This window comes from Nonomuraea africana (assembly GCF_014873535.1).
Classification (GTDB): domain Bacteria; phylum Actinomycetota; class Actinomycetes; order Streptosporangiales; family Streptosporangiaceae; genus Nonomuraea; species Nonomuraea africana.
Genome location: NZ_JADBEF010000001.1, coordinates 5284560 through 5296020, shown reverse-complemented (window position 1 = coordinate 5296020; position 11461 = coordinate 5284560). Strand labels below are relative to the sequence as shown.

Below are 11461 nucleotides of genomic sequence, written 5' to 3'. Positions count from 1 at the left end.
GATCACTTGAACGCTCCCAGGCGGTCGATGGCCGATTCGACGGCGTTCCAGGCGGTCTGTCCCAGGCCGCAGATCGAGGCGTCGCGCATGGTCTGGCCGACCTCGCGCAGCAGCACCAGGTCCGCCTCGCTGCGCCTCCTGCCGAGGCGATGCAGGGCCTCCTCCTGGCGTACGGTGCCCACCCTGCAGGGCACGCACTGCCCGCACGACTCGTCGCGGAAGAAGGCGGCGATCCTGACCAGGAAGGCGGGCAGGTCCACCTCCTCGTCCAGCACCATGACCACACCGGAGCCGAGTGTCGCGCCGGCCGCCCTGGTGCCCTCGAAGCTGAGCGGGACGTCAAGGTCGGTGACGAACGAGCCGGCCGCGCCGCCGAGCAGCACCGCCTTCAGCGTGCCCGCCGGCCGCGCGAGGTCGATCAGTTCGCGCAGCGGCGTGCCGAGCGGCAGTTCGTAGACGCCCGGCCGGCCGACGCTGCCCGAGACGCAGAACAGCTTGGTGTCCGAGCCGCCGGTCAGCAGGATCGGCAGGACGTTGACCAGGGTCTCGACGTTGTTGACGACGGTGGGCTTGCCGAACAGGCCCTTCTCGACGGGGAAGGGCGGTTTGGTGCGCGGCTCGCCCCGGTACCCCTCGATCGAGTTGAAGATCGCGGTCTCCTCGCCGCAGATGTAGGCGCCCGCGCCTCTCCTGAGCTCGATGTCGAACGCGAAGTCGTGGCCCAGGACGCGCGGGCCCAGCAGCCCCCTGGCCCTGGCGGTCTCGATGGCCGTTTCGAGGGCTCGCGTGGCCCTCGGGTACTCGCCTCTGATGTAGAGGTAGCCCTTGCGGCAGCCCGTGGCGTAGGCGGCGATCGTCATGGCCTCGACCAGCGCGTACGGATCGCCCTCCATGAGCACGCGGTCCTTGAAGGTGCCCGGCTCGCTCTCGTCGGCGTTGCAGACCAGGTAGTGCGGCTGGTCGGGCTGGCGGGCGGTCGCGTCCCACTTGCGGCCCGTGGGGAAGGCGGCGCCGCCCCTGCCGACCAGGCCCGCCTCGGTGACCTCCCTGATCACCCCCACCGGGCCCAGCTCGAAGGCGCGGCGCAGCGCCTGGTAGCCGCCGTTGGCCCGGTAGTCGTCCAGGCTCGCCGGGTCGACCACGCCGATCCTGCCGAGCAGGACGAGGCCGGGGGAGCCTGCCTGTGGAACCGCGTCCTCGACCGGCGGCTCCGGACGCTCGACGGTATGCGGGGTCTCGTCCTCGGCCGTGCTCCCGCCGTACACGACCGCCTTCGGGGTCTCGCCCGCCTCTAACGCCAGCGCGGCCGGCGCCCGCTCGCACAGCCCCAGGCACGGGCTCGGCACGCCGTCGCGGACCTCCCGCACGCCCTTGGCCAGGCACGCCAGGTCCGTGCAGACATGCAGCACCCGCGGCGGGCGCGGCTCGAGGGAGAAGAGCGAGTAAAAGCTGGCCACGCCGTACGCCTCGGCGGGCGGGATCGTCAGGCGGCGGCAGATGTAGGTCAGCGCGCCGTCGCTGATCCAGCCGACCCTGTCGTTGACCGCGTGCAGCGCGGGCAGCAGCCGGTCGCGGGCCTGCTCGGCCCGCGCGGCCGAGCGCAGGTCGGCCGCGGTGCGGTCGCCGCCCTCCCACGCGGTCGCGGGCGGGCCGAGCAGCGCGTCGACCGCCGCGCGCTCCTCCGCCGTCGGCTCGGCGTCGCCGAAGTGCAGGTCCACTAGCTCACCTTCTCGATGCGTACGGCTGCCGCCTTGAACTCGGCCGTTCCCGCGATCGGGCAGGTGGCCTCGATGGTCAGGGCATTGGTGTCGACCTCGTCGGGGAAGTGCATGGTCATGAACACCAGACCGGGCCGCAGCGCCGGGTCGATGTGGACGGGGGCGACCACCGTGCCGCGCCTGGAGCTGATCCTGACCTCCTCGCCCCTGACCAGGCCGAGCCGGGACGCGTCCTCCGGGCACAGCTCGATCGTCTCGCCCCTGCGCAGCGGCGAGGCGAAGCCCGAGGACTGCACGCCGGTGTTGTAGGAATCGAGGCGGCGGCCCGTGGTGAGCCTGAACGGGTACTCCTCGTCGAGCAGGTCCACCGGCGGCGAGTGCTCGAGCACCGCGAATGGAGCCCGCGGTCCCGGGTCCTGCTCCCAGAGCCGGCCGTGCAGGTAGGGCGGCTCGATGGAGTCCTCGGACGGGCACGGCCACTGGATGCCCTGGTGCTCCTCCAGCCGCCGATAGGTCATGCCGGTGTGCACGGGGGAGAGGCTGCGCAGCTCGTTCCACACCTGCTCGGCGCCGTCGTAGTGCCAGTCGTGGCCCATCCTGCGGGCGATCTCACACATGATCCAGATGTCGTCACGGGCCTCTCCTGGCGGATCGAGGGCCTTGCGGACCCGCTGGACCCTGCGCTCGCTGTTGGTGAAGGTGCCCTCGCTTTCGCACCAGGCGGCGCCGGCGGGCAGCACGACGTCGGCCATCTGGGCGGTCTTGGTGAGGAAGATGTCCTGGACGACCAGGTGGTCGAGCATGCTGAGGCGCTTGACGCAGGCCAGCGAGTCGGCCTCGGACTGCACCGGGTTCTCGCCGATGAGGTAGCACGTGGTGACCTCGCCCTCGGCCATCGCCTCCAGCATCTGGGTGAGGTTGAGGCCGTAGCGCGGCTGGATCGGCGTCTGCCAGGCGGTCTCGAAGCGCTGCCTGACCTCGGGATCGAGGATGTCCTGGAAGCCGGGCAGGCGGTTGGGGATGGCGCCCATGTCGCCGCCGCCCTGCACGTTGTTCTGGCCTCGCAGCGGGGACAGGCCGGAGCCGTACCTGCCGACGTGGCCGGTCAGCAGTGCCAGGTTGATGAGGGCGCGCACGTTGTCGGTGGCGTTGTGGTGCTCGGTGATGCCGAGTGTCCAGCACAGCTGGGCCCGGTCGGCGCGGGCGTAGGTGTGCGCCAGCTCCCGGATCGCCGCCCTGGGCACGCCCGTCACCTGCTCGGCCACGCCGAGCGTCCAGGGTTCGACCTTCCTGGCGAACTCGTCGAAGCCGGTGGTGGCCCGCCGGATGAACGGCTCGTTGTGCAGCCCCGCGTCGATGATCTCGCGGGCGATGGCGTGGGCGAGCGGGATGTCCGTGCCCACGTTCAGGCCGAGCCAGCGGTCGGCCCACTGGGCCGTCCCGGTGCGCCTGGGATCGACCGCGAACATCCGGGCGCCCTTGTGGATCGCCTTCAGCACGTGCTGGAAGAAGATCGGGTGGGCGTTGCGGGCGGCCGAACCCCACATGACGATCACGTCGGTGTCCTCGACCTCCTGGTAGGAGGAGGTGCCGCCACCGCTGCCGAACACCGCGGAAAGGCCCGCGACGCTCGGCGCGTGGCAGGTGCGGTTGCAGGAGTCCACGTTGTTCGTTCCGACGACGACGCGAGTGAACTTCTGGCCCACGTAGTTCATCTCGTTGGTGGAGCGGGCGCACGACAGCATCGCGAAGCTGTCGGGGCCGTGCCTGGCGATGTTGCGCAGGAAGCCTTCCGCCGCGGCGTCGAGGGCCTCGTCCCAGCTCGCCCTGCGCAGCACGCCGTCCTCACGAACCAGTGGATGGGTCAGGCGGTCATAGCTCATGATCCCTCCATTCTGTATACAGCCTACGGTATGTCTTTTTGCGTCAGCTCGCGAGGCCCTCGTTGAGCAGATCGCTGACCGCGTGGATCGCCCGCAGCGTCGGCACCTCGGCGCCCGTCAGGTCGGCCAGCTCCACCACGGCGGCCAGCAGCACGTCGAGCTCCAGCGGCTTGCCCTTCTCCAGGTCCTGCAGCGTGGAGGTCTTGTGCTCGCCCGCCCTCTCCGCGCCCCTCAGCCTGCGCTCGACGGAGACGCCTGGATCGCAGCCCACCCGCCTGGCCACCTCGACGGTCTCGCGCATCATCGCCACCACCAGCTCCCTCGCCCCGTCGTGGCGGCAGATCCCGGCCATGGTGGCCCTGGCCAGCGCGCTGATCGGGTTGAAGGCGATGTTGCCCATCAGCTTGATCCAGACGTCCTTGCGCAGGTCCTGCTCCACGGGGCACTTCAACCCGCCGCTGGTCATCGCCGCGCCGAAGCTCGCGCAGCGGGCGGTGAGCTCGCCCGAGGGCTCGCCGATCGAGAAGCGGGTCCCTTCGAGGTGGCGGATCACGCCCGGCTCCTCGATCTCGGTCGCCGCGTAGACGACGCAGCCGATGGCGCGTTCCAGCGGGAGCGCGGCGGTGACCGTGCCGCCCGGGTCGACGCTCTCGATGCGGTAGCCCTGGTAGGGGCCCTTGAGCCCGTGGAAGTACCACCACGGGATGCCGTTCTGTGCGGCGATGATCGTGGTGGACTCGTGCAGCAGTGGCCTGACGAGCGGGCCCGCGGCCGCGTAGGAGTTGGCCTTCAGTCCGAGGAACACGTGGTCCACCGGGCCGACCTCGCGAGGGTCGTCGGTGGCGTGGGGGTGGGCGGTGAAGTCACCCCTCGGGCTCAGCACCCGCACACCGGCCTCGCGTATCGCCCGCAGGTGCTCGCCCCTGGCGATGAGATGCACCTCGGCGCCGCCCCTGTGGAGGGCGGCGCCCACGTACGCGCCGATGGCGCCGGCGCCGAGAACAGCGACCTTCATACCGAGCTCCGTTCTCGCGTCGACAGTGCATTCGGTATACAGTATGGAAAAATTCGGGTCAAGGGAGGGGACGGCAGGCTTCCCCGGGGAGCGGGGGTTCTCGGTTGGGCCGGACCGCGGTTACCGGAGACCCTGGAAAGGGATGGCGTGGTGGGGTGGCATCAGGGTCGGTCAGATGGAGATGGCAGGGTTCGTCGGGTGGAGTCGCGCGTGGAGACGGATGGCGGGGGCCGCAAGGTGGACAGGGCGTCGGGTGGACACGTGACGTGGGCAGAGGCGCGCGCCATCGCGTTGCGCGCGGCGCCGTCCTCACCTGCCGAGGAGGTGCCGCTGTCCATGGCGCACGGCTGCCGCCTGGCCCTGCCCCTGCGGGCCCTCGTCGCGGTGCCGGGAACGGACGTGTCGGCGATGGACGGGTACGCGGTCGCGGGGGAGGGGCCGTGGCAGGTGGTCGGACAGGTGCTGGCGGGCGGGCAGGCGCACGCCGAGGTGCTGAAGCCGGGCTGGGCGGTGGAGATCGCCACCGGTGCGCCGGTACCCGAGGGCACGAGAGCGGTCCTGCCATACGAGGCCGCCCGATGTATGGACGCAGGATCGTCCGGCGAACAGAACGCCGTGCCACGGGCTCTACCTGACCACTCGGATGAGCGAGGCGCGGGGTCGGGGGCCAGGCAGGACCACTCGGGTGAGCGGGAAGCCGAGTCGCGGGCCTGGTCGGATCGTTCGGGTGAGCGGGAGAGGGGTGGTGGCTGGGTCGCCGGGGTGGTGGAGGACGGGCGGCATGTGCGGCGGCGGGGTGAGGACGTCGGGCTCGGCGAGATGGCGCTCGGCGCCGGGGCGCGGGTGACGCCCATGGTTCTGGGGCTGGCCGCCGCGCTGGGACACGACGTGCTCACGGTTCACCGGCGCCCCGAGGTGGCGGTGCTCGTGACGGGCGACGAGGTGGTGGATGAGGGACTGCCCGAGCCCGGCCGTGTGCGCGACGCCATCGGACCCTTCCTGCCCGGGCTGATCGAATGGGCGGGCGGCCGGGTCGGCCCGTGCCTCACGCTCCCCGACGGCCCCGAACCTCTCCGCACCGCCCTCGCCCCTCAGCCTCCCGGCACCACCGCCGGACCCACCCCCAGCCCGCCCGCCGGCGTCGACACGGCCGCGCCCGTCCTGGAGGAGCAGCTCGGACAAGGCAGGGCGGAGATCGTTGTGGTGTGCGGGGCCTCGTCCAAGGGGCCCGCCGACCACCTGCGGGCGGTTCTCGACGAGGTGGGGGCCGAGGTGCTCGTCGACGGGGTCGCCGTACGGCCCGGCCATCCCCAGCTCCTCGCCAGGCTGCCCGGTGGGCGCCTGGTGGTGGGGCTGCCTGGCAACCCGTTCGCCGCCCTGTCCGCCGCCCTGACGCTGCTGGTCCCGCTGCTCAAGGGCGAGCGCTACCAGCCGGGCGAACGCGCGACCCTGACCCGGCCATCCCAGGAGTCCGAGCGCTACCAGCCGGGCGAGCACGCGACCCTGGCCCGGCCATCCCAGAAGTCCGAGCGTTTCCAGCCGGGGGAGCGCGCGACGCCGGCCCATCCCAGGGACACGCGGCTCGTGCCCGTGCGCAGGTCGGGGAGTGGGGCGGTGCCCGTCGGGCGTGATCGGCCCGGCTCGCTCTGGGGGGCCGCGCTGGCCGACGCGCTGGCCGTGCTCCCGCCCGGCTGGGACGGCGAGCCGGTGGAACTGCTCGACCTGCCGGACTGAGAAGGGGCTAGACAGGCCCGTGATAGCCGAGTAAGCATGTGGCTCATACGGTATGCAGTATGGAGAAGACAGCATCCTGGAAGGGTGAGCGATGTCGGAACTGATCTCGGGTGGTCACCTGGTGGCCAAGGCGCTCAAGGCGGAGGGCGTGGACGTCATCTACACGCTCTGCGGTGGCCACATCATCGACATCTACGACGGTTGCGTGGACGAGGGCATCGAGGTGATCGACGTACGCCACGAGCAGGTCGCGGCGCACGCGGCCGACGGCTACGCCAGGATCACCGGCAAGCCCGGCTGCGCGGTCGTCACCGCGGGCCCCGGCACAACCGACGCGGTGACGGGCGTGGCCAACGCCTTCCGTGCCGAGAGCCCGATGCTGCTCATCGGCGGCCAGGGCGCCCTGAGCCAGCACAAGATGGGCTCGCTGCAGGACCTCCCGCACGTCGACATGATGACCCCCATCACCAAGTTCGCCGCCACGGTGCCGAGCACAGAGCGGGTGGCCGACCTGGTGTCGATGGCCTTCCGCGAGTGCTACCACGGCGCGCCGGGCCCGTCGTTCCTGGAGATCCCGCGCGACGTCCTCGACGCCAAGGTGCCCCTCGACCAGGCCCGCATCCCCACGAACTACCGCGCCTCGACCAGGCAGGCGGGCGACCCCGAGGCCATCGAGCGCCTGGCCGACCTGCTGGCCCACAGCGAGAAGCCGTGCATCCTGCTCGGCAGCCAGGTCTGGACCTGCCGCGGCACAGACGCCGCCATCGACTTCGTCCGCGCGCTCAACGTGCCGGCCTACATGAACGGCTCGGGCCGGGGCACACTCCCGCCGGGCGACCCGCACCACTTCCAGCTCAGCCGCAGGTATGCCTTCACCGAGGCCGACCTGATCATCATCGTGGGCACGCCGTTCGACTTCAGGATGGGGTACGGCAAGCGCCTCTCGCCCACCGCCACCGTCGTCCAGATCGACCTCGACTACCGCACGGTCGGCAAGAACCGCGACATCGACCTCGGCATCGTCGGCGACGCGGGCGCCGTCCTGTCCGCGGTCACCCAGGCCGCCACCGGACGCGTCCAGAACGCCGCCACCAGGCGCAAGGAGTGGATCGAGGAGCTGCGCACGGTCGAGACCCAGGCATACACCAAGCGCCTGCCGCGGCAGCACTCCGACTCGCGGCCGATCGACCCCTACCGGCTCGTCCACGAGATCAACGAGTTCCTGACCGAGGACTCCATCTACATCGGCGACGGCGGCGACATCGTCACCTTCTCCGGACAGGTCGTCCAGCCCAAGTCGCCCGGCCACTGGATGGACCCGGGCCCGCTCGGCACGCTCGGCGTCGGCGTCGCCTTCGCGATGGCCGCCAAGCAGGCCCGCCCCGACAAGGAGGTCGTCGCGCTGTTCGGCGACGGCGCCTTCAGCCTCACCGGCTGGGACTTCGAGACGATGGTCCGCTTCGACCTGCCGTTCATCGGCGTCATCGGCAACAACTCCTCGATGAACCAGATCAGGTACGGCCAGGCCGCCAAGTACGGCGAGGACCGCGCCCGCATCGGCAACACCCTCGGCGACGTCCGCTACGACGAGTTCGCCAAGCTCCTCGGCGGTCACGGCGAGGAGGTCCGCGACCCGGCCGACATCCGCCCCGCGATGGAAAGGGCGCGCGAGTCGGGCAAGCCCTCGCTGATCAACGTGTGGGTCGATCCGGAGGTCTACGCCCCCGGGACCATGAACCAGACGATGTACAAGTAGGGAGCGGTCATGAAGGCACTGGAAGGCGTCCGCGTCCTGGACATGACCCACGTCCAGTCCGGCCCGTCGGCCACGCAGCTGCTCGGCTGGCTCGGCGCCGACGTGGTCAAGCTGGAGGCCCCGACCGGCGACATCACCCGGCAGCAGCTGCGCGACCTGCCCGGCATCGACAGCCTCTACTTCACGATGCTGAACTGCAACAAGCGCAGCATCACGCTCAACATGAAGAGCGAGCGCGGCAAGGAGCTGTTCGCCGAGCTGGTGAAGAACTCCGACATCCTGGTGGAGAACTTCGGCCCCGGCGCGGTCGACCGTATGGGCTTCACGTGGGAGCGCCTGCAGGAGCTCAACCCGCGCCTCATCTACGCCTCCATCAAGGGCTTCGGCGCGGGCCGGTACGCGAAGTTCAAGGCGTACGAGGTGATCGCCCAGGCCATGGGCGGCTCGATGAGCACCACGGGCTTCGAGGAGGGCCCGCCGCTGGCCACCGGCGCCCAGATCGGCGACTCGGGCACCGGCATCCACGCGGTCGCGGGCATCCTCGCCGCCCTCTACCAGCGGGAGAGCACCGGCAGGGGACAGCGCGTCCAGGTCGCGATGCAGCACGCCGTACTCAACCTGTGCCGGGTGAAGCTGCGCGACCAGCAGCGGCTGGCGCACGGGCCGCTGAAGGAGTACCCGAACAAGACCTTCGGCGAGGAGGTGCCGCGCTCGGGCAACGCCAGCGGCGGCGGGCAGCCGGGCTGGGCGGTGCGGTGCGCGCCGGGCGGTCCCAACGACTACATCTACGTGATCGTGCAGCCGGTCGGCTGGAAGCCGCTGTCGGCGATCATCGGCAGGCCCGAGCTGGCCGACGACCCCGAGTGGGCCACCCCGGAGGCGCGGCTGCCGAAGCTGGACAAGATGTTCCAGCTCATCGAGGAGTGGAGCATCGCGCACGACAAGTGGACCGTGCTGGACACGCTCAACGCCCAGAACATCCCGTGCGGTCCGATCCTGTCCACGAAGGAGCTGGTCGAGGATGCCAGCCTGCGCGAGGAGGGCATCGTCGTCAGCGTCGACCACCCCGAGCGCGGCGCGTTCGTGACGGTGGGCAGCCCGCTGCAGCTGTCGGACTCGCCGGTCGAGGTCCGCACGCCCCCGCTGCTGGGCGAGCACAACGAGGAGATCTACGGCGCCTTCGGCGTGAGCGCCGACGAACTGGCCGAGCTGAAGACGAACGGAGTCATCTAGGTGACCATTAGGGAGATTCTCGACAAGGCGTTGGCGGAGGGGCGTGCGGCGCTCACCGCTCCCGAGGGGCGGCGGATCTGTCAGGAGTACGGCATCGCCACCCCAGGCGAGGGCCTGGCGACGACCGCCGACGAGGCCGTACGGCTGGCGGAGGAGCTCGGCTTCCCCGTCGTCCTGAAGATCGTCTCGCCCGACATCCTGCACAAGACCGACGCCGGCGGCGTGCTGGTCGGCCTTAGGAACGCGGAGGAGGTCGCGAGCGGCTACGCGCAGATCCTCGCGAACGCGACTGCATACGATCCGGAGGCGTCTGTCGACGGTATACAGGTGCAGCAGCTCGTCGGCGGCGGCCACGAGGTCATCATCGGCGCTGTCACCGACCCCACCTTCGGCAAGGTCGTCGCGTTCGGCCTCGGCGGTGTCCTGGTCGAAGTCCTGAAGGACGTGACCTTCAGACTCGCCCCACTTTCGGGTGATGATGCACTCGGGATGCTGGACGACATCAGAGCGGCGGAGGTGCTTCGCGGTGCTCGGGGTGCGGAACCGGCCAGCAGGGAGGCGCTGGCCCAGATGATCGAGCGCGTGGGCGCCCTGGTGGGCGACTTCCCCGAGATCGCGGAGGTGGACCTCAACCCCGTCTTCGCGGGACCTGACGGGGCCGTCGCCGCCGACGTGCGGATCCTCATCGGCGAACCGCCCAGGGAGAAGACGCGCATCCCGAGGGAGAAGATCCTCGAGCAGATGACGCGGATCTTCAAGCCGCGCTCCATCGCCGTGATCGGCGCCTCGGCCGAGCAGGGCAAGATCGGCAACTCGGTCATGCGCAACCTCATCAACGGCGGCTACCAGGGCCAGATCTTCCCGATCAACCCCAAGGCCGCCGACATCATGGGCCTGCCCGCCTACAAGAGCGTGGCCGACGTGCCGTACGACGTGGACGTCGCGGTGTTCGCGATCCCCGCCGCCTTCGTCCCTCCCGCGCTGGAGCAGGTGGGGGAGAAGGGCGTGGCGGGGGCCATCATGATCCCGTCGGGCTTCGCCGAGACGGGCAACGTCGAGGGCCAGGCGGAGATCGTGGAGATCGCGGCCAGGCACGGCGTGCGCATGCTCGGCCCCAACATCTACGGCTACTACTACACGCCGGAGAACCTCTGCGCGACGTTCTGCACGCCGTACGACGTGAAGGGCGGCGTGGCGCTGACCTCGCAGAGCGGCGGCATCGGGATGGCCATCCTGGGCTTCAGCCGTACGACCAAGATGGGGGTGTCGGCGATCGTCGGCGTCGGCAACAAGGCCGACGTGGACGAGGACGACCTGCTGACCTTCTTCGAGCAGGACGACCACACCCGCGCCGTGGCCATGCACCTCGAGGACCTCAAGGACGGGCGCGGCTTCGTCGAGGCGGCGCGCAGGGTGGTCAGGCACAAGCCCGTCATCGTGCTCAAGGCGGGCCGTACCGCGATGGGCGCCAGAGCCGCGGGCTCGCACACCGGCGCGCTGGCCGGCGACGACAAGGTCTATGACGACATCCTGCGCCAGGCCGGCGTCGTGCGCGCGCCGGGACTGAACGACATGCTGGAGTACGCGCGCTCGCTGCCGCTCATGCCCACGCCCCAAGGCGAGAACGTCGTGATCATCACCGGCGCGGGCGGCTCGGGCGTGCTCCTCTCGGACGCCTGCGTCGACGCCGGACTGACCCTCATGGACATCCCCGACGACCTCGACCAGGCCTTCCGCGCCTACATCCCGCCGTTCGGCGCGGCGGGCAACCCGATCGACATCACCGGGGGAGAGCCGCCCTCGACCTACGAGAACACCGTACGGCTCGGCCTGACCGACCCGCGCATCCACGCGCTGGTCCTCGGCTACTGGCACACGATCGTCACCCCTCCCATGGTCTTCGCCGAGCTGATCGCCGGAGTCGTCCAGGAGGAACGCGAGAAGGGGAACGTCAAGCCGGTCGTCGCCTCGCTCGCCGGCGACACCGAGGTGGAGGAGGCCTGCGAGTACCTGTTCGACCACGGCGTGGTCGCCTACCCGTACACGACGGAGAAGCCGGTCGCGGTCCTCGGTGCGAAGTACCGCTGGGCGCGCGCCGCAGGACTGCTTTGACGGTGGCTTG

7 protein-coding genes are annotated in these 11461 nt (G+C 70.6%); 4 read left to right on the top strand and 3 right to left on the bottom strand.

Features of this window, described 5'->3' with window-relative positions; genetic code table 11:
- Positions 1 to 2: 2 nt before the first annotated feature.
- From H4W81_RS25060 to H4W81_RS25050, 3 genes are read right to left on the bottom strand one after another with little or no spacing between them, the layout of a single operon-like run.
- The gene (locus H4W81_RS25060; RefSeq protein ID WP_192777051.1) at positions 3 to 1718 is read right to left on the bottom strand and encodes an NADH-ubiquinone oxidoreductase-F iron-sulfur binding region domain-containing protein; all 1716 of its coding nucleotides are present in this window, start codon (positions 1716 to 1718) and stop codon (positions 3 to 5) included.
- Positions 1718 to 3601, bottom strand: a complete 1884-nt coding sequence (locus tag H4W81_RS25055; RefSeq protein WP_192777050.1) for a molybdopterin oxidoreductase family protein — start codon at positions 3599 to 3601, stop codon at positions 1718 to 1720. Before H4W81_RS25055 ends, H4W81_RS25060 begins: the two co-directional genes overlap by 1 nt.
- Positions 3602 to 3644: 43 nt before the next feature.
- Complete coding sequence (locus tag H4W81_RS25050) at positions 3645 to 4616, bottom strand: 2-dehydropantoate 2-reductase (protein ID WP_192777049.1); 972 nt, start codon at positions 4614 to 4616, stop codon at positions 3645 to 3647.
- A 210-nt stretch (positions 4617 to 4826) separates the two neighbouring features.
- On the opposite strand from H4W81_RS25050, the gene H4W81_RS25045 reads away from it, so the two are divergent.
- The 4 genes from H4W81_RS25045 to H4W81_RS25030 all read left to right on the top strand — a co-directional run bounded on the left by H4W81_RS25045 (position 4827) and on the right by H4W81_RS25030 (position 11451).
- Positions 4827 to 6350, top strand: a complete 1524-nt coding sequence (locus H4W81_RS25045; protein WP_318781938.1) for a molybdopterin molybdotransferase MoeA — start codon at positions 4827 to 4829, stop codon at positions 6348 to 6350.
- Positions 6351 to 6441: 91 nt separating this feature from the next.
- Positions 6442 to 8106, top strand: a complete 1665-nt coding sequence (locus H4W81_RS25040) for a thiamine pyrophosphate-binding protein (RefSeq protein WP_192777047.1) — start codon at positions 6442 to 6444, stop codon at positions 8104 to 8106.
- A gap of 9 nt (positions 8107 to 8115) precedes the next feature.
- Positions 8116 to 9339, top strand: coding sequence for a formyl-CoA transferase (gene frc, locus H4W81_RS25035; RefSeq protein ID WP_192777046.1), 1224 nt, complete (start codon positions 8116 to 8118; stop codon positions 9337 to 9339).
- The gene (locus H4W81_RS25030) at positions 9340 to 11451 is read left to right on the top strand and encodes an acetate--CoA ligase family protein (protein ID WP_192777045.1); all 2112 of its coding nucleotides are present in this window, start codon (positions 9340 to 9342) and stop codon (positions 11449 to 11451) included.
- The last annotated feature ends 10 nt before the right edge of the window (positions 11452 to 11461 follow it).